Here is an 18,316-nt window from a genome sequence, read left to right as displayed (position 1 = left end):
ATCGCAGTAGCAAACAAATTGTTGAAACAAGCATTTGCCATTGCAAAATCAGGATTACCTTATGATGAAAATTATGTATCTAGATTAAGCTAAAAAGACTTGTTTTTTAACTCAGTTCTTTGTTGTGTGTAGTTTTTTTAATACACATCCCCGATATCAAATCAGTCGTATGAATTTATTCCAAATTTTTCAGCGACGTTGTAGAATTCTAAGTTCCTTTCAAATAGGGAATCAACTGAGTGAATTTCAACTTTTTCAATATGCAAATAGTACATTTCCGCTTTTTCATTTTCTTCCGATTCCGCTTTGAAAATGTCAACAAAAGTGTAACCTTTCTTTTTGAGGTTATCCCCAACAGTTTTAAGTTTTTGGCGATTTTCGTCTAGAAAAAAATAACCATAAAGTAATCCCCGATTAATATCCCATTCCCCATTTTGGCGGATGTCCTCGAAAACTTCCAGAATTGTACTCTTATCAATCAATTTAATTCCTTTATTAAATTACCGCCAACAAGCAAATAAACGCACCTGTTGTTTCTTAACTAAAATTACTACAAATCATCCTATCCAGGCAGCTATATACAATAAGGGACAAGATAGTTCAAAACTAAAAATGGCATCAATATTTTAAGAATAATATTACAAACCCTTAAAATTGATATCATTTTATCGAAAATATTTGCCGATAGTAGTCATTTTGACTACTTTTATAAATGAAAAAACGTCAGTATTGCGAGTACCGACGTTTTCCGACTGTAAGTCAAAAGCCCTATCCTAATGAGAGACGGCACACTTTTGAACGGTGTATTTGCACTTTTCCAGTCTATCTCAGAGAGAGTATTTTAAGCATCCTATTGGGTGCTTTTTTGTTTTCTACTTAAAGATATTACTTAATATCATTACCATCTATTTAAGTTCGTAATTATTCGATAAGATGTATATCAAAGTAATATTTATATTACAAACATCATTGTTTTCATACTATTTCAGTTTAAGCTTCAATTGTACCGATAAAGTGTATAACTTGGTGTACTTTAATTCAAAATCATACCAATTTTTAGATATTTTCATTACCTCTATTGCATCATTAATATAACCCTCTAGCAACATCAGCCCATCATCATTTAAAAACTGGAACAATTTATATTTCTTAATATAACCCGCTATTATTGGATTTTCCTTTTTCAACAAAGTAGGTAAAACTTCTCTATCAAACCGCCCATAGATATATTGTTTTATCCATTTAGCACAGATTGGTGGTTTTATAAAGTTATGAGGGTTTAAATCGTTCCACTCGTTTAAATAAAACATTAAAGAGAAAAACGGTTTTTCGTTAGGGAACATAGATTCGTGTTCCCTAGGAATATCATTTATTAAATCTTTAATCTCTTTAAGGGAAGTTGTTGTTCCGTTTCTGAGTTGGATTTTTTCTAACTCCTTATCATAGTCCTTTTGGGGACGTAGTGATTCCGTTCTGAATAAGAGGGTCTGTATCTCCTCTTTTCTTTGTAATTCCTTTAACTCTTTTGTGTTTGCTTGGATTACATTCTTTAATTTTTTCTCTTTCATAAGTGCTAAAGGGTATTATAATTAAGGTTGTTATTTCTATTCTTTGTAAGTTCATTAACAGGTAAGTGTTTTGATTCCTCGTAAACACTAAAATTCTTTAGAAGTTTATCATAGCTTTCCTTTGGAAAATACTTATTGAATTTACCATAGTTTGATTTACTTCCATTATTCCATAAATAAAAGCTGTATATAAAGCTTGGGTGTACATGGTTTTCTTTAGCAAATCTCTCAATGAACAATTTATCATTTATAAGAGGAGTTACAGATTTTAGTTTTTCATTAGAAAACAAATATTCACGAGCAAAATAATTAGCTTCACTTTCATTTATCTCATAACCATTAATAATATTGGAATTATTCTGATCCTCTTGGTTTTCTACCTCAATGCTAAAGTGAAAAGTCTCTTTTTTTATAACTTCCCAATCATACAAAACATGGTAGCACTCATGTATTAAGGTAAACCAAATGGTAGGGTAAAATTGAGTGTATTTTGTCAGTGCAATACAGGGCTTGCCATTTCTTACGAATGTTGCTCCCCTTAAATGTAAATCAGTATTGTATTTAGGAACTATAATCAAAGTGACACCCAAAGTAAAAAGCTTTTGGGCTACCGCTATCAATCCTTTTTCAACGTCTAAGCAATACGCTCTTATTCTTGGGAAAAACTCAATTAAGCCTTCTCTATCATACTTATGGGGATTAGGAGTTTTATCTATACTCTTACATACTGCTTCTGACCAAAAGTCAAAACTTTTCTGATTGGTTTTTCTTGAACCTGAACTTAGTGCCGCCGTAAATTTATTCTTACCAAATTCGAATATCGTATCATAGCCAAAAAATTGATTTAGCCTAATCTCTATATCATCAAAATCATTAATGCTGTCAATAAAGCCAGACTTTTTAAGCTGGGGTAAATCAAAGTTCTTAACTATGAAACTTCTTTTTTTAACTATTTCAATATCTTCATTGTTGTTTTTAAAAGTTAAATCGAAGTACTTATCGATAAAATCATTATGAGGTATATCTAAAAAGTAAGAAAGCTTTAAAATACCTAGAAAATCTATTTTTTTTGAAGTACCATCTAATACACTATCCAAAGTTTTGTGTTCAATATCCAAAATAATACAAGCTTGATTTTTCGTTATTGAAAGATCGGCCAATCGCTGTTCAAATAACTCTATCAGTTCAAAGTTCTGAAGCTTAGTGTTCTCATTAAATAGACCTCTAAGCAATTTATCTACATCTTTATGTTTATTGTTACTATTCATGTTTTGGAAAAATTACCAAACTTAATTTTAATTATACTACTCAAAAATAGGCTTTTACATAAAAGTTTGGAAAAATTACCAAACTTTTTGTGAACATAATATCAACAATTAATATATTTTCATTATATTTGTCCCAACAAACACCTAAAATAAAATGAATTTCAAGTCTCTACCACAGCTTTTAGATTACTTTAAGGACGAAAACACTTGCATAGAGTATTACGAGCAGATCCGTTGGAACGGAACACCTGTTTGCCCTCATTGTGGTAGTGAGCGTACATATAAAACCAATAGGGGTCATAAATGCGCCAATAGCGAATGTTATAAAAAGTTTACTGTAAAGGTCGGTACTATATTTCATGGCTCTAAAATCTCGTTAAGAATATGGTTTGCAGCTATATTCTTAGCCACAACTCATAAAAAGGGTATCAGTTCGGTACAATTAGCTTTAGATTTAGGTATTACTCAAAAGACGGCTTGGTTTGTTTTGCACCGTATTAGAGAAATGCTAAAGGACAAAGCACCACAGGTATTGGGAAAGGATAAAATGGTAGAAGTTGATGAAGCCTATATTGGTGGTCGTGAAAAGAATAAGCATATTAACAAACGCCGTTCATTAGAGGATAAAAACTTTACCAATGAGGGTAAACCTTATACGCCTAAGAAAACGGTTGTTGGTATCATTGAGCGAAACGGTAATGTAGTTTTAAAACACGTCCCTAATTCGGAGTTGCGCAATATGGGAGCATTTATAGCGAGACACGTTCCGCAAGGATCAACGATTTATTCTGACGAAGCGCCAGTATATAATCATCTAAAAAAGTATTACACCCATGAAAGTGTAAAACACGCTTTGAATATTTATGTGGATGGACAAGTCCATACCAATACGATTGAGAACTTTTGGAGTGTACTAAAGCGTGGTTTGTATGGAATTTACCACCAAGTTAGCGAAAAGCATTTAGAACGTTATCTAGATGAATTTGCAGCTAGATTTAATACTAGAAGTTTATCTAGTCAAGAAAGATTTGAAAAGTTTTTAGTAGATAGTGAAAGTACTTTAAGTTATAAGAAACTAATAAGTACTGTATATTAATAAGTTAAAGTAGATTGTATTTATCATTAAATTACATACTTTAGTGCAAAAGTAACATATTCTTAGTTACTTTTGCACACTTTTTAAAACCGAGAGCAATGTCTAATGACAAAAAATCTAAACAAGAAAATTTAATTACAATTAGAGCTATTAACATAGAAACTAACAAGGTTATTTATGAAAGTTTTGATGGTGAAGAAGTTTTAAAAAAGGCAGAAGAATCTGGAGAGGACTTTATTCTAGATTTTGAAACAAATGTTGATTATAATTTTGTCTTTTGAATAAATACACTTATCCATTTCGAAAAGGCGAAAATGGTATTTTAAGACCTAAAATACCCATAAGAATCATAAATTATAATACAAATAAGGCAATTCATACTTTGGCAATGATAGATACAGGTGCAGATTGTTGTACTTTTCCAAGTATGATTACAATGAATGTTGGACATAAACTGGATAATGAAAGTAAAAAGGAAAAAGGCACAAGAGGTATTTCTGGTACTGAAATAGATACTTATGTACATCCTTTTAAAATAGAAATACTAGACAGTACTCGAAAAAAGGTTTTAAGAACTCTAGAAGTGGTAGGGAATACTATCATGTCTAATTCTTTGCCTCCAATTCTAGGCACTAATATGTTTCTTGAAAAGTTCAAGATAACTTTAGATTATGTCAAAAAAGAAATAACCCTTGAATGGTAAATGGCTAAGAAAGAAAAAAACAAAAAGGAACGTGCTAAAAAGTACGAGGAAAAACTGTCAATAGATGGCACGCTCGACGACGTTCTAAAAATATCTGTCCCTAAACCTAAAGAGGACAAAAAGGACGAATAGTCCACGCTCTTTGACTGCAATAGTCTGGTTATACCTTGAATGGTAGGCAAGATGCCCAATCTCGAATTGCTGAATCGGTGGCAAGGGAAAGACGGTCAGATGAATTGCGTACTTCACATTAAAAAAAACGACATTTTTCGTTTTGTAAAATTACTAGATTAATTTGTCCCTTATTGTATATAGCTGCCCCTATCCACAAAGCAATAGTTATTTACAAACGACTACAAATACTTACAAACGAATTTAAATAGGTAACTACCGATTAATTAAGGTTGGCCATCTCATCTTTGTCTCGTCGTTGTTGTGCTAATGGCTTTAGCATTTACACGATAGTATTGACTGTTTAATCACTAAAATTTAAAACACATGAGTACATTAAGAAACAAAGTACAGTTAATTGGTCACCTCGGAAATGATCCCGAAATCATTAACCTCGAATCTGGTAAAATCCTCGCCAAGTTTTCAATAGCTACAAATGAAAGCTATAAAAATGCTAAAGGAGAAAAAGTAACAGATACCCAATGGCACAATATTGTAGCTTGGGGCAAAACAGCAGAAATAATTGAAAAGTTTGTAACCAAAGGCAAAGAAGTAGCCATTGAAGGCAAACTAACCACACGCAGTTGGGAAGATAAAGACGGTATTAAACGCTACACCACGGAAGTCGTTTGTAACGAATTGTTGATGCTAGGGAAGTAGAACCTTAGACCCATAAAAAAAGCGCGGCTCTGATGAGCCGCGCTTTTTCGTTTATAAAATTTAAATTAACTACTCTACGATAAGCGTGTATTGTGGTGTTGGGTTCAACGGACAGAAATACACATACTCACCTTTGGCCAATGTGGTAACATTAGTACTTTCTTTTGAGTTGTTGTCTACAGCCTTTGTAACATAAGCTGTTTTGATATGCGCATCTGGGTTAGATTTTGGCGCCAATACAAACCCTACCTGGTGACCGACATTATTGTTAGCAATTTCGAAAATGTAATCGCCTTCAGCTAAGGTTAAGGTTTTTTGGGTAAACTCCCCTTTTGTTTGTTCTAAAGACACCACAGTTGCTTTAGAGTCTTTCATCATAGCATCTTTTTTCATGCTGTCTTGTGCGTTACCCGCTAAAGTGAAACTTAATGCGATAACTAGAATTGAAATTATTTTTTTCATGATATTAAATGTTAAAAAAATTGTTTATTTATTTGATTATAAGTAATTTAAATCTGGCTAATTAATAGGTTTAAGTCACAAGTTTTGTAAGTGAGATAGTTTGTTTGGGATTATATTCAAAGCGCTCCTTACATTAACTATTTGGAGCACGGTGCCCTAAGACCGTGCTTTTAATATTTATACGGTTTGTGGTTCTAGCGGTTGTGCTACAGGGAAGTCAACAGGAACCTGTGTTGTACTGTGTATATAGTTAGAGATCGTTTTATCACCTACTAAAGAAATCGTATCGATTAAATTAGCTTTTGTATAACCGGCGTTAAAGAAATTCTCTAATACAGCTTCGTCCGTGCGGCCTCTGTTTTCAGTAACGTTTTTAGCTAATCTTGCTAAAGCGTCTAGTTTGGTGTTTACTGAAGAATATCCAGCTCTTAATTCTAAGATCTGCTCATCGGTAAAACCGTTCATTTTTCCAATTGCAGTATGCGCAGATAAACAGTAGATACAATCATTGACTTGGCTAACCGCTAAGTTTACAACTTCCTTTTCTTTAGCAGACAACGACGTTTTTGCATTGGCAAAGTTCAAATAGTTTTCTAAGGCCGTGTCACTATGTGCATAAGTTGCATATAGATTTGGCACAAATCCAAGTGCTTTATTTAGGTTATCGAAAATTGCTTGATTGTTAGCACTTACGTTTTCTCTGGTTGGTACATTAAATGTGTTCATAATTTTTTGTTTTTATTCTGAATTGATTTCAGGGTTTGTTAATATTTATTTGTTGCTGATGCTTATTCAGCTTTAAATTTTTGTTGGTACAAAGTTGCGACAGAAAGGGATCAAATAGAATGCTAATTATTCCCTAGGGCTTGTCATTTTTTCCTTAGGCGTTCACATGTGGTTTTTCAGCGTCACAATAGTAATCGTGAATGTGTTTTTGCTCACAATGTGTTTTCGGAATAATTGTGCTTACAATACGCTTTGGACTCCTTCTGAATATTTCAATAAGATTGAAAATAGATATGTTCTTTAATTTCATCGTTTTGTTGTTTTAATATTACACTGCAAAGATGCGCGCAATACCGATGCTAAAGAATGAAGAATTTGCCCTTGGGCTTGTCAATATTTCCTAACTTAAGATATTTATGCCTCTTTTGAATTCTGAAGGAGACTGCGAAGTGTATTTTTTGAATAATCTACTGAGGTGCGAGGCATCATCAAATCCGACTTCATAGGCAATTTCCTTGGCGCTTTTATCTGTATATGTTAAAAGACGTTTAGCTTCTAACACAATACGTTGATGAATAATTTGAAGTGGACTACGATTTAATTTTGCAAAATTATTAGAAAGGGTTTTTGGCGATTTGAATAGTTTTTCGGCATAAAAAGTAACACTGTGTTCTTCCTTAAAATGTTGCTCTACTAAAAAGTTGAAAGAACGCAGTAGATCTACTTTAGAACTTTTGGGCGTTTCTATAATGCCTTCTTTGGCCTTCAAAAGGCGCGTGCTTTTTATGATGAATCTGGCCATAAGCATCCGAAGCATTTCAGCCTGAATATTATCTTTTGTTTCTAACTCATCGATAAAGACTTCGTGTAAGATCTTAAATTTATATTGCTCTTTTTCATCCAAATTGATGATCGGGATATTCGTATTTCCGAAGAAAAGCATACCCACACAACTCACTTCCTGATCGTGATCTTTAATACAATAGAACTCTCTGTTGAACTGATATACTATGACATCGTCACCACTAACAAATTGTAAATATTGAATAGGAGTTAAGGCAATTATATGATTGGGTTGAAGCGTAATCGGAATGCTGTCTATGATCAATTCTACAGGTTGTGATTGTGCCCATATAAAGGTGTAAAGATTAACCTGCTTTGGTTGATTGAAAGATTCAAGATCTTCTGTGTTTCCTATATTGAAAAGTGCTCCGGTAGAAAATTCCTTAAAATGGTGTGTCATGAATCTTAGGTCTGAAAAAGTTCAAAATCCTTACGCAAAAAAAAAAGAACTTAGACAATGTGTGCTAAGTTCTTTTGTTTATTCGAAATTAAGTCTGTGCTTAATTCTTTATCAATTTTGTAGTTACACTCTGATTAGAGTTTTGATTGGTAATAGTTATAAAATAAAGACCATCACCTAAGTTTTCTAAGCGATCTATTTCTAAAGCTCCGTTAATGGCCGTTTTTGTTTGTGATAGTACATTTCTACCATTTATATCAATCAAATCTACTTTATAAGTATCATTAAAGCCATTCGCAATAGAGATATCTATTCGTGATCTAAATGGGTTTGGACTGATCTTAACCTCATTAGCTGTAAAATCTTCCGTACTCAACGAACCTTGGCACAATACCCAGCCCATATCTTCCATAAAGCCGAGTGTTACATTACCAGGATCGTGAATGGCCTCACCGTTAGATAAAAATGGCGTCATTAGTGCTGTTGGCGTACCATTGAAGGTGTCCTCGTCCCAGTGACTATAACTAGAACCTTGTCTGAACTCAAAATTACCTGATCCAGGAGGAGTCTCTATACCACCTTGAGTAGCTGGTGGCACACCTCCATTTTGGGCCACGGCAATTGGACTGTTACAGGTAAGGTTATCACTTTCAAATTGTGCTAACATTATTGCTGATGGATCTGGAAATTGAGATTCGTCGAGAATACTAACCGGATTTGCAAATATATCTTCAGAATCAATGAACTGATCCCAAATACTTGGGAAACTAGACGTTGCTGAAACAGTTTGTCCACTGATATCTCTTCTAATATATCCCATGTCGTTCAATTCAATACCAAAGCCAGCAACACCGAGCCCATGACCTAATTCGTGCAATACTACAGACACAAAATCCACTTCAAAAAATGCAGGATTACCATCTGTTCCGAAATACCAATTACTAAATTGAGAGTTGAAATTACAAACAATATCAGTAGAATTAAAGCCGTTGAGCTCAAAACCCACAATAGATTCTGCCAAAGCACCGGCATAAAGTGTACTTGTAGCACCACCTGGTACGGTAGCAAAATATGCAGGTGCCGCACTACCTAATACTCCAGCGCCTAAACCAACCCAGTTGGCATCTATCCTGATTGGGACAGGTGAATCTAATAAGGTTTCCCATATATCTACTGCAAATTGAAATGCTACTTGCTCCGGACCTGGTTCTGACGGGTTTGATGGGTTTACCGGGAAATTAATGTAGTTCACGATAATATTTGAACAGCTTGTGCCACGACTAGCAAGTCGTTCTTGCACGGCATCTCTTGGTGGAATGTATACTCTGTTGACATCAGTTGGTACTGGCATAATACAAGCAGGAACCTCATTCTGTTCAGTTTCTTGTGCTGTACTAAAACTTATTGAAAACAGGCAAATAAAGAAAAGGGCAATAAGATGAACCTTTTTAAACGTAGTTTTCTTCATAATTCATAGCAATTAATTAAACAATATTTACTAACAAAGATAACGAAAATAAAATGCAACACTTTGCCTAAAAAGGAGTTACACAGCTGGAGTTAGGCCACTTTTTTCAGAAGATCAAAGCATGGGCACTTTTTACAGCGTTTGTGTTCTGCCTTTTTATACTTTTTGCAACATTTAGATTTAACCTTACCTAAACCATCCGAGCCAGATGTTTCAAGTACTTTTATACGTTGCTTTCTTAGTTTTTTGTCTTTCTTCTTGCCCATTCATTACGAAACAATGGCGCAAAAATAGTTATTTTAATTTATTCTAAATAAACTTTAACATTTAAAAACAAAAAAAACTGATACTAGTTTTTAACCAATATCAGTGTTCTTTTTGGGATTAAATAAATCTTATTCGGCAGGTGTATCTGCTGCAGAGACTACAGCTAATTGCTGAATATCTCTATCAAATAAATAAAGACCACCTTTATCATCACCGATCATATTTACTTTGTCTAGTATAGTTCGGGCGGTAGCTTCTTCCTCTATTTGTTCTGCAACATACCATTGTAAGAAGTTATGCGTAGCATAATCTTTTTCCTGTAATGAAATGTGTACTAATTCATTAATGCTTTCAGATACAAATATTTCATGCTCAAGCAATTTTTCGAACATCCCCTGGAATGAATTAAAGGATACATTTGGTGCGTTCAATTCAGAAACATGAGCGTGTCCACCTCGTTCGTTCACAAATTTTACAAGCTTAAGCATATGCTCGCGTTCTTCATCTGACTGATCATACATAAAGTTAGAAATACCTTCAAGACCTTTAACTTCAGCCCAAACAGCCATAGCTAAGTACACTTGAGAAGATTCAGCCTCAATACGAATTTGTTTATTTAATGCGTTTTCTATTGTTTTCGATAACATAATTTCAAATTTTTTACAAAAATAGTGACTAAAACCTTAAAATGGAGTTAATTGTAGAAACAGTAGCCTATTCAGATTTAATCTAATTTGAAGTAGTTTTAAAGATCAATCAACTCAAAATTTGGATTTTATAAATTAAATATGGCATATTTGCAATGCAAATGAGAAATATAATAGTACATAAAGCGCCAGGATCACTGACAACACAGTGGGATTATCGAGGAAATAATATTGAATTATTTCAACGAGCCAGGACACTTTGTATCTATTTTTAAAATGTTACCTAAGATAAAGTAATTACAAAACATAAATAGATTGAAAAGCGTCCACTAAATTGGGCGCTTTTTTATTTTAAGAGCAGTTTTTAGACTGCAAACTAGAGCGTTTACCCAATAAAATTATATATGAAGTAAAAAAAATTACAAATAATTTGAAACAAGATTTTAAAATATAAAATAAGAGCCTTTGAAGATTAAGCATTTGAAAAACAGAAGCTTGTGTAAACCTTCAATAATCTGCTGAAAGCGGACAGGAATACCCTTGCTCTAAATTAACCATAAGTAACTGAAAATCAATAAAATAAAACAAAAAAATATTTGTTTATTTAAAAATAGTTTTCATCTTTGCACCGCAGAATTGATCATATCAGCTGCCGATAATTAATAATAATAAAAACAAGAAAGCCATGCTAACGAACGCAGTAGCATTTAAACATTTTAGCAATGACCAAGAGTCATTTATAGGGCTTCGGTTTTATTTGTAGAATTACTCTCCAAATTACGATCCGAAGCAAATTAACTGTTTCGGATTTTACATTTCTAAACATAAGAGATCACCAGATCTGAACAGTTTTAAGCGCATCTCAAGAAATAGATGCATTTAAAACAGTACAAACTTGCTGAATAATTTATTCAGTACAATAACTAATATGATGGAAAATAATTTATATAACACCCATTTGTTTAGAGTTATTGAAGCTTACCCATGGGAATTGGAGAAAGCGGTTGAAGCCTTGAATTATGCCTTGGCTTACGACCCAGAAAATACGAAGGCTTTGCATTTGATGGCAAAAGTGCACTATGAGCAATTAGGAGATTACGAAACAGCAAAATCCTACTTCGAACGTGCCTTGGCAAGCAATATTGAAGCGGTAGATATTTACCCAGATTATATCAGAGTATTGATCAATAATGAAGATTATGAAGAAGCTCAAAAATTGATCGACTTTGCTAAGACAATTAAAGGTGTTGGTAAAGCCAGTATTGCACTTGCTCAAGGACAACTGTACGAAAGCTTAGCCAAGTATGAAGAGGCAGAAAAAGTCCTCAAAGAAGCAAAGCAATTAGCCTTGAATGATGATTTTATTCATTTCGTTGAAGGGGTTTTGTCTCGAGTTACTAAAAAAAGACAAGCAAAAGTTAACGAGGACAAAGCCACTGAAACTCAGGCTAAGAAAGAGGCTGAAAAACAACAAAAAAGTTGGTTTCAGAATAGGTTAAACAATTTATTGTAAATAAAAAGAAAGGAGACCAAAAGCAGAGGCAAACCTGGTTTGTCTCTGTTTACTGAGATGTTTATAGTGTAATGGCTCGCACGAGAGGTATATCCGCTAGGATCAAGTTCGAATCTTGATAAACATTAAAGTAAAAACATTTAAACATACAGTTATCGGTCTGTTTGTTTTAAATGACGATCATTGAAATATTATGAAATTCTGAAAAACGGATTTCATACTAAAAAAATCATCAAACCTTAATTTCGGTTAAGGTAAGATGGGGCGGCTTATCGTCCTCAGATAAACTTGGTAACAAGGATAAATCTGCTTACAGACACTGTAGGTGGAGACTGTTTTCTTCGGAAAATAGTGCAGGTAAGCAAGCAACAAACGTAGGTTACGATTAGTCAGGGGCGACCGCCGAGACTGGTTAGAATTTATAGCCAATGCTAATGAGGCTTGAGATGGAGACATCAATAGGAAAAGTTGTAGTAATAGGTTACGCGTAGGTCATCCAGCCTTGCGGAGCTTGTTGCAGTATTAGAGGTACCCGACCCGAAAGCGTTCGGTAGCTCAACATACCGTGTGTTGGGAAACATGCATGGAGAAGGTTGGTATTTTGTAGGCAAAAATCTACGAAGCCATTTCCGAAGCCCTTCTCCTAGGTCGAAGTTTATAGTCTAGGTTCGAGTCCTAGTCCTGATAAGTATTTCAGGATAGCTCAATTTGGTAGAAGCGCTGTTATTTAAAAACAGAAAGAAGCGAAAGACTTCGGACATTGTAGCAGCTAGTAGTTGCCTAAACCCATTGCAATATATGGGGCAGTAAAGGCCGCAAACCTTTACTGTGCGGTGAACATTCTAATAGGCCGCCTCGCAATGAGGACGCCTACTAATGGTGAGGGAGCCAACCCTCGTAATTGCAAAGCGTGGTCTAAGTACCACTATGCAGGCCAAGTCTAAGTTGCCGAACAGCTACAATGTATTAGGCATCGAATAAGTACGCGATTCTCTAGCAATGAGATGAGCGTGGAAAACTAAGGAAGGGCTACGGCTATAATCTTAGGAAAGCTTATTCTAAAGCGGAGGTATTCTCAGAACGCTTTTTTAAAATATACACCTCTTTAGCTCAAAGGGAAGAGCTGTGGAAAAAGATCCTTATCGTAGCCACGGAGTGATTGGATGATGTTGTTAGTGACGCGCTTGCTAATGAATAGAATTTGCAGAAGCACCGAAATTAACAGGATTAAAAGTAGGGAAGCGCATTTAGAGCCAATCTGTCCACCGATGTGGGAGTATCAGTTCGAATCTGATAAGAGGTGCAATAATAATGAAGGTATCAAGCTGGTCTTGTTGGGTGTTTCGGTATAGCACTATTGTATAATTCGTTGCAGAGATGTATGATGTTTTTATATACAACTAGACTTGAAGGCTCTGACTGTTAGCCAAAAAATAGTCGCGATTCTATAGGTCGTGGGTTCGATTCCCGCCTTCCCCACTAAGATATACCGTTAATTGGGGAAGTAGTTCAGTAGGTCAGAACAATAGGAAAATTGCACAGGTTCGATTCCTGTCAAAGTCACCATTTTAGACTTTGTAGCTCAGTTGGTTAGAGCACTGCACTTAAAATGCAGGATGGTTATTACAAACCGCCTAAGCTTATCAACTTGGAAAACTGATAGCAACGCAGTCGTTATACTGCTTTTTAAAAATGACAAAATAGTAGATTGTAGATTGGCTTTAATAGTAACAATTAGTGTTCAATAACAAGCAATCTGAGATATACTCTGAATGGCAAAACTGTAATCTCACAAAGTGATTACTCCATTGATCGAAGGTTGATAATGAAGCAAAATTTGCTGGTTTTCAACTAGGAGTTAATGCACTAATCATGGCAGGGTTTACAATTAGTTATTCCGTATGGATGAGATGATTTGCGATCTGCTATTTTTTAAATCGAATAGGAAAAATGAAGATAAACTTCAAATAATTACTGAACTCGTCGGTAAACGTTTGAAGCTGGTAATCCGTCCGTTACATGAATTACCATTTCGCCTTAGTTGGCAAAAATGATGTTTAATTAAAAATTGAAAACAATGTTACGAGTAAGAATTAATGCAGGATACGTAGGTTTAGTATTCAAAAGAGGTGATTACCTTAGAGTTATTACCCAAGGAGTACACTGGCTTGGTTACAAGCAGCGTGTATTTATGTACGACTTAGCGTCTATGTTTACAGCGCCAATAGCATTAGAGATCTTATTAAAAGATGAGGTTTTAGCTGCTATGCTTGATGTTGTTGAAGTAAAGGACGGTGAATTGGTATTGCTTTATGAAAAAGGCATATTTAAAACTGTTTTGCCGGCTGGTCGTTTCGTCTACTGGAAGGGTTTAATTGAACGTGATTACATCCGTGTAGATCTCAGTAAGATCTACATCACAGAGAACCTCGACAAGTCAATCTTTAGCAATTACGAAGTAAGTAAGTACATCAGAACGTTTGAAGTCGCAGCCTACGAAAAGGCCGTACTTTTAGTCGATGATGTCTACACCAAGACACTCAAAGGTGGTACTTACCGTTTCTGGAGAAATGATACTTCAATAAAAATTGCAAAAGTCGATTTACGTCAGTTGCAATTAGAAATTGCAGGTCAGGAATTGTTAACTAAGGACAAAGCAGCTATCAGAATTAACTTTTATACACAGTATAAAGTTACTGATGTAGAAAAAGCGCTTTTAGAAAACAAGGATTATGAAAAGCAATTATACATTACAATGCAATTGGTATTGCGTGCTTATGTTGGTGCTTACACTTTAGATGAATTGTTAGAACGTAAAGATAATATTGCAGAAGCTGTATTTCAAGACGTTAAGACAAGTGCATCAAAGCTCGGTGTTACCGTATTAAATTGCGGTATAAGAGATGTGATTTTAACAGGTGAAATGAAAGACATCATGAATCAGGTTTTAGTTGCACAAAAGAAAGCACAAGCTAACGTAATTATGAGACGTGAAGAAACAGCTTCTACTCGTAGTTTGTTAAACACTGCCAAATTGATGGAGGAGAATGATATGTTATACAAACTTAAAGAGATGGAATATGTTGAAAAGATCGCTGAGAAAATTGGTGAGATCACCGTCTCAGGTAATGGAAATATGGTAACTCAATTGAAGGAGATTTTCTCTGGAAAATAAGAGGGTAGTCAGAAGCGCAGGTGATTCATCTGCGCTTTTTTTAAAAGAATATTTCTTGAGCCAACCTGAAGGTATTGGCATGTGCATCGACTATGGTTTTTATATCGGGTGAATAGCCACCGCCCATGCTACACATTACAGGGATATTATGATTTTTACACGTCTGAAGTACAAATCGGTCGCGTTCTTTACATCCTTCGAGCGTTAATCCCAGCTTTCCTAATTTATCAGATGCAATGACATCTACACCACACAAATAATAAATAAAATCGGGCTGTTCTTGTTCTATAAGCTGAGGTAAAGTTTCCTTCAGAATGGCTAAATAGGTGGCATCGTCGGTATCGTTGTCTAAAGCAATATCCAAATCACTTTTTTCTTTTTTGAAAGGATAGTTGCTCTTACCATGCATAGAAAAAGTAAACACGGTGTCGTCATCCTGAAAAATTTCAGCCGTACCATTTCCTTGATGAACATCTAAATCAACAATTAGGATCTTATTGGCAGCACCTTTATTCTGAAGGTATCGCGCGCCAATGGCTTGGTCGTTGAGCAAACAGAAGGCTTCACCGCGATCGGTATATGCATGATGTGTTCCACCGGCAATATTCATGGCAATTCCATACTTTAAAGCATGTTCTGAGGCTTTAATGGTTCCGTCGGCAATAATAACTTCTCGTTCTACCAAAACTTCACTTAGCGGAAAACCAATTTTACGTGCCGCGCGCTGATCTAAAGTAATATTGACCAGATCGTAATAATAGTCGGGCTCATGAACCGTCAGAATAAATTTATCATTAGGTTTCTCTGGTTCAAAAAAATTAGCATCCACACAGGTGCCTTCATGAAGTAACTGCTCTGGTAAAAGCTCATACTTTTCCATAGGAAACCGATGCCCGTCAGGAAGTGGGTGTTTATATATAGGATGGAATGCTATTTTGAGCATTTAATTGGCCTTTTCGATCGTTATTCTTTGTGAAATATATTCGTTATCGTTCACAATTCCTTCAATATAAAGATCAATTGAGCTCGTGTAAGTATCCAAGATTTTGAAGTCAGCTAAACCTGTTTCGTCAACGGTGAGGTCGGGTTGCCATGCGATGGTTCCGTACTCAAGGAAAAAATCAGAATTAAACGTCTGGTATTTTGGCGTATAAAAGGTCTTGGGCTTATCAAACCTCAAAGGCAGATCAAAAGTAGCGGTAAGATCTCTTTTTTTATTGACGGGCAAGCCTGGAGTTGTGTATATTTTTATATATCCTGCGCTTCCTCGTAATCCGCCGCCTATGCCATAAGGTTCATACTCGAAATAATCTACCATATCCATAGTGATGAAGGTTAAAATACTGAAGTCCGATTCTTTACCTTGAGTAGTTAGTAGAGCGTCGTTCAGATAAATCAGAGGTACAGGATCTTTGCCACTAGCTCTTGGATTTTCTATGATCAGTAATCCCGAGAAATATTCAAACTCTGTATAATATCCGAGCCGTTGTAAATAAATATCAAGTCGCATACCTCTTAACTTTATATTCTCCTTTACATAATCATATCGTTTGTAAGTTGCTAGTTCCTTGAGCTTTTCAATTTCTGTTTCCCTATCAATTTTGCCCTCAAGAAAAACTTCATCGAGTTTGGTGACCTTGCTCGCATTGTCCCTTGCATTGTTCACCTGGTTAGGATTTATATAAGTCTCATTAAGGGTATAATTTTCAGTAATGATAGACATATTGCCATCAAATTCTGGAATTTCGGCCGGATAAGATTGCAAATACAAGGAGGGTTTGGCCTTAAATTCCTTTTTAACCGTATTGAGGTATCCTATTCTTAGAATATCGTCTTCATTAGGAAATGATGTTTTGATCGTAAAGGCATTCTCATTCTTCGGAACATCAAATAATTGCGTGTTATTTTGGGCGAGCGGATAAACAATGTATGCGCCAGACTTCTTATTATTGATATTAGCAACGATATCTATACCGCGTTCAAAAGAGTAATTGTATGCCTTTGATTTGCTCGTAAAAATTAAATTCCAATCATAACTGCTCCAACCTTGAGTAAGAAGTAAAAGATCTAAATTATAGTTGGTTTCTCTGCTATTGTTTGAAAAGTACTGAGCACCGTTTTGAATACTTCCTTTTACATACGGTTGAATATATAATTGCGACAAAATATTATTGTTGTGATTATATGATCTTGTATCTGAAGGCAAAATAGAAACACTTAGATTTGAGAATTTGCTGGGATCAATAGTCTTAATACCTAAGGATATATCGAGGCTGTCGTTATAAGTTTTGAATTTTACATCTGAAACTTTTTGCTGTTTAATACCTTCTTTGTTGAAATAAAGTCGCTCGAGAATTGGATTGTTCTTTTCATCGAAAACCGTGAAAATATTCATGCCCGCCAATAATTTACTTTTAGGATAACTTATAATTGCCATGCCTTCATTATTAATAGACACTGAATTCGTTATCATTTTATGACCATTGTGCAAGCCAAGTTTGAAAGATTTATCAGCAAGATTTTCTAGTGATCTAGAATTAGTGCGCAACAATAAGGTAATCTTGTCTGGTGATGGCACTAAATTCATGATAAGACCATTCAGCTTTATACCAGAAATCGGCTGCTTGATTGTTCTGTTATTTAACTCTAGATTAACCGTGTAGGTTTTATCGGGTGCTGGTGTAAAAAGTGCTTTTGCTAGTCCGACCTCATTAAGTTGAAACTCCGTCATCACGGTCCCTGTATTGTCAACAATAGAACCGTAGGCATTGGCAATTCCGTATCCAAATTGATTTTTGGCAATAATGCCAAGGTTATTCGGAACATCGTAAAGGATATGACCACCTTCGCCTAAAACTTGAAGATCAACTTTAATATCTTTATTACTTACAGGTTTTATGAGGTCTACTTTTTCAGAATTAATAACCTTGAACGTTTGTTCAAAGTGGTTTTGTTCATCAAAATTGCGCATCCAATTGGTATACGCTTTGAAGGTAAATATGCCATCTGAAAGTGTACTATCTATATCAAAAACGTTCGAAGCAACACCTTGATTCACCTTAATGAGTTTTTTCTTAACGGTTTGGCCTTGACTATTAGAAATGATACAATACAGATTTGTAGTAAGCTGAGACGGTTCCTTAGTGTATTTATCAAATACATAAGCGGTAAATCCGATCATTTCACCTTTGATATAAGTCGATTTATTAAGGTGTACATAAGCTACCTCTCGAGGCGCTTCAGCATAAGTTTCATAGGCGTCAATTGGATTGAGCTTTTTCTGCGCGTTTAGAGATGACGCTCCTATACCAGCCGTAAGACTAATTAAAGCAAAAAGAATATTTTTCAT

Annotated in this window: 18 protein-coding genes; 7 read left to right on the top strand and 11 right to left on the bottom strand. The window is 35.0% G+C overall.

The window, feature by feature from the left end; genetic code table 11:
* Positions 1–161 precede the first annotated feature (161 nt).
* From DDY94_RS02735 to DDY94_RS02725, 3 genes are all read right to left on the bottom strand, one after another.
* The gene (locus tag DDY94_RS02735) at positions 162–482 is read right to left on the bottom strand and encodes a ribonuclease E inhibitor RraB (RefSeq protein WP_157957219.1); all 321 of its coding nucleotides are present in this window, start codon (positions 480–482) and stop codon (positions 162–164) included.
* 498 nt (positions 483–980) lie between these two features.
* Positions 981–1,568, bottom strand: coding sequence for a P63C domain-containing protein (locus DDY94_RS02730; protein WP_111682484.1), 588 nt, complete (start codon positions 1,566–1,568; stop codon positions 981–983).
* 5 nt (positions 1,569–1,573) lie between these two features.
* Positions 1,574–2,836, bottom strand: a complete 1,263-nt coding sequence (locus tag DDY94_RS02725) for an ImmA/IrrE family metallo-endopeptidase (protein WP_111682483.1) — start codon at positions 2,834–2,836, stop codon at positions 1,574–1,576.
* Between the two features lie 154 nt (positions 2,837–2,990).
* Here DDY94_RS02725 and DDY94_RS02720 point away from each other — a divergent pair, with 154 nt between their 5' ends.
* The 5 genes from DDY94_RS02720 to DDY94_RS02705 all read left to right on the top strand — a co-directional run bounded on the left by DDY94_RS02720 (position 2,991) and on the right by DDY94_RS02705 (position 5,466).
* Complete coding sequence (locus DDY94_RS02720; protein ID WP_111682482.1) at positions 2,991–3,932, top strand: IS1595 family transposase; 942 nt, start codon at positions 2,991–2,993, stop codon at positions 3,930–3,932.
* Positions 3,933–4,030: 98 nt separating this feature from the next.
* The gene (locus DDY94_RS02715; protein ID WP_111682481.1) at positions 4,031–4,213 is read left to right on the top strand and encodes a hypothetical protein; all 183 of its coding nucleotides are present in this window, start codon (positions 4,031–4,033) and stop codon (positions 4,211–4,213) included.
* Entirely contained in the window at positions 4,210–4,635 is a 426-nt protein-coding gene (locus tag DDY94_RS02710) for a hypothetical protein (protein WP_111682480.1), read from the top strand. Before DDY94_RS02715 ends, DDY94_RS02710 begins: the two co-directional genes overlap by 4 nt.
* The gene (locus DDY94_RS16295; RefSeq protein ID WP_262627047.1) at positions 4,636–4,767 is read left to right on the top strand and encodes a hypothetical protein; all 132 of its coding nucleotides are present in this window, start codon (positions 4,636–4,638) and stop codon (positions 4,765–4,767) included.
* Positions 4,768–5,133: 366 nt separating this feature from the next.
* Positions 5,134–5,466, top strand: coding sequence for a single-stranded DNA-binding protein (locus tag DDY94_RS02705; RefSeq protein WP_111682479.1), 333 nt, complete (start codon positions 5,134–5,136; stop codon positions 5,464–5,466).
* Positions 5,467–5,535: 69 nt separating this feature from the next.
* On the opposite strand, the gene DDY94_RS02700 is transcribed toward DDY94_RS02705, so the two are convergent.
* From DDY94_RS02700 to DDY94_RS02680, 6 genes are all read right to left on the bottom strand, one after another.
* Entirely contained in the window at positions 5,536–5,928 is a 393-nt protein-coding gene (locus DDY94_RS02700; protein ID WP_111682478.1) for a cupredoxin domain-containing protein, read from the bottom strand.
* Between the two features lie 177 nt (positions 5,929–6,105).
* The gene (locus tag DDY94_RS02695; protein WP_111682477.1) at positions 6,106–6,654 is read right to left on the bottom strand and encodes a carboxymuconolactone decarboxylase family protein; all 549 of its coding nucleotides are present in this window, start codon (positions 6,652–6,654) and stop codon (positions 6,106–6,108) included.
* A gap of 154 nt (positions 6,655–6,808) precedes the next feature.
* Positions 6,809–6,964 (bottom strand): hypothetical protein, encoded by a 156-nt coding sequence (locus DDY94_RS16075; RefSeq protein ID WP_157957218.1) that lies wholly within the window; start codon positions 6,962–6,964, stop codon positions 6,809–6,811.
* A gap of 90 nt (positions 6,965–7,054) precedes the next feature.
* On the bottom strand, positions 7,055–7,897 hold the full coding sequence (locus tag DDY94_RS02690) for a helix-turn-helix domain-containing protein (RefSeq protein WP_111682476.1): 843 nt from the start codon (positions 7,895–7,897) through the stop codon (positions 7,055–7,057).
* Between the two features lie 100 nt (positions 7,898–7,997).
* Positions 7,998–9,365, bottom strand: coding sequence for a T9SS type A sorting domain-containing protein (locus DDY94_RS02685; protein ID WP_111682475.1), 1,368 nt, complete (start codon positions 9,363–9,365; stop codon positions 7,998–8,000).
* Between the two features lie 395 nt (positions 9,366–9,760).
* The gene (locus tag DDY94_RS02680; RefSeq protein WP_111682474.1) at positions 9,761–10,279 is read right to left on the bottom strand and encodes a ferritin; all 519 of its coding nucleotides are present in this window, start codon (positions 10,277–10,279) and stop codon (positions 9,761–9,763) included.
* Positions 10,280–11,174: 895 nt separating this feature from the next.
* Here DDY94_RS02680 and DDY94_RS02675 point away from each other — a divergent pair.
* Positions 11,175–11,792 carry a tetratricopeptide repeat protein gene (locus tag DDY94_RS02675; protein WP_157957217.1) on the top strand — a complete coding sequence of 206 codons (618 nt, stop codon included), beginning with the start codon at positions 11,175–11,177 and terminating at the stop codon, positions 11,790–11,792.
* Positions 11,793–13,869: 2,077 nt separating this feature from the next.
* Positions 13,870–14,967 (top strand): slipin family protein, encoded by a 1,098-nt coding sequence (locus DDY94_RS02665; RefSeq protein WP_111682472.1) that lies wholly within the window; start codon positions 13,870–13,872, stop codon positions 14,965–14,967.
* Between the two features lie 40 nt (positions 14,968–15,007).
* On the opposite strand, the gene DDY94_RS02660 is transcribed toward DDY94_RS02665, so the two are convergent.
* Together DDY94_RS02660 and DDY94_RS02655 are read right to left on the bottom strand one after the other, a co-directional pair.
* Positions 15,008–15,910 (bottom strand): histone deacetylase family protein, encoded by a 903-nt coding sequence (locus DDY94_RS02660; RefSeq protein WP_111682471.1) that lies wholly within the window; start codon positions 15,908–15,910, stop codon positions 15,008–15,010.
* Complete coding sequence (locus DDY94_RS02655; protein WP_111682470.1) at positions 15,911–18,316, bottom strand: hypothetical protein; 2,406 nt, start codon at positions 18,314–18,316, stop codon at positions 15,911–15,913.

Origin of the sequence: Winogradskyella tangerina, assembly GCF_003260205.1 — a bacterium.
GTDB lineage: Bacteria > Bacteroidota > Bacteroidia > Flavobacteriales > Flavobacteriaceae > Winogradskyella > Winogradskyella tangerina.
Note: the sequence above shows the minus strand (reverse complement) of the source record. Positions and strands in the feature narration are given on the sequence as shown.

Coding starts and splice junctions, on each gene's coding strand:
- DDY94_RS02665 (WP_111682472.1), top strand. CDS start 13,870: ATGTTACGAGTAAGAATTAATGCAGGATACGTAGGTTTAGTATTCAAA.
- DDY94_RS02695 (WP_111682477.1), bottom strand. CDS start 6,654: ATGAACACATTTAATGTACCAACCAGAGAAAACGTAAGTGCTAACAAT.
- DDY94_RS02680 (WP_111682474.1), bottom strand. CDS start 10,279: ATGTTATCGAAAACAATAGAAAACGCATTAAATAAACAAATTCGTATT.
- DDY94_RS02690 (WP_111682476.1), bottom strand. CDS start 7,897: ATGACACACCATTTTAAGGAATTTTCTACCGGAGCACTTTTCAATATA.
- DDY94_RS02700 (WP_111682478.1), bottom strand. CDS start 5,928: ATGAAAAAAATAATTTCAATTCTAGTTATCGCATTAAGTTTCACTTTA.
- DDY94_RS02685 (WP_111682475.1), bottom strand. CDS start 9,365: ATGAAGAAAACTACGTTTAAAAAGGTTCATCTTATTGCCCTTTTCTTT.
- DDY94_RS02655 (WP_111682470.1), bottom strand. CDS start 18,316: ATGAAAAATATTCTTTTTGCTTTAATTAGTCTTACGGCTGGTATAGGA.
- DDY94_RS02705 (WP_111682479.1), top strand. CDS start 5,134: ATGAGTACATTAAGAAACAAAGTACAGTTAATTGGTCACCTCGGAAAT.
- DDY94_RS02660 (WP_111682471.1), bottom strand. CDS start 15,910: ATGCTCAAAATAGCATTCCATCCTATATATAAACACCCACTTCCTGAC.
- DDY94_RS16075 (WP_157957218.1), bottom strand. CDS start 6,964: ATGAAATTAAAGAACATATCTATTTTCAATCTTATTGAAATATTCAGA.
- DDY94_RS02720 (WP_111682482.1), top strand. CDS start 2,991: ATGAATTTCAAGTCTCTACCACAGCTTTTAGATTACTTTAAGGACGAA.
- DDY94_RS02715 (WP_111682481.1), top strand. CDS start 4,031: ATGTCTAATGACAAAAAATCTAAACAAGAAAATTTAATTACAATTAGA.
- DDY94_RS02730 (WP_111682484.1), bottom strand. CDS start 1,568: ATGAAAGAGAAAAAATTAAAGAATGTAATCCAAGCAAACACAAAAGAG.
- DDY94_RS16295 (WP_262627047.1), top strand. CDS start 4,636: ATGGCTAAGAAAGAAAAAAACAAAAAGGAACGTGCTAAAAAGTACGAG.
- DDY94_RS02725 (WP_111682483.1), bottom strand. CDS start 2,836: ATGAATAGTAACAATAAACATAAAGATGTAGATAAATTGCTTAGAGGT.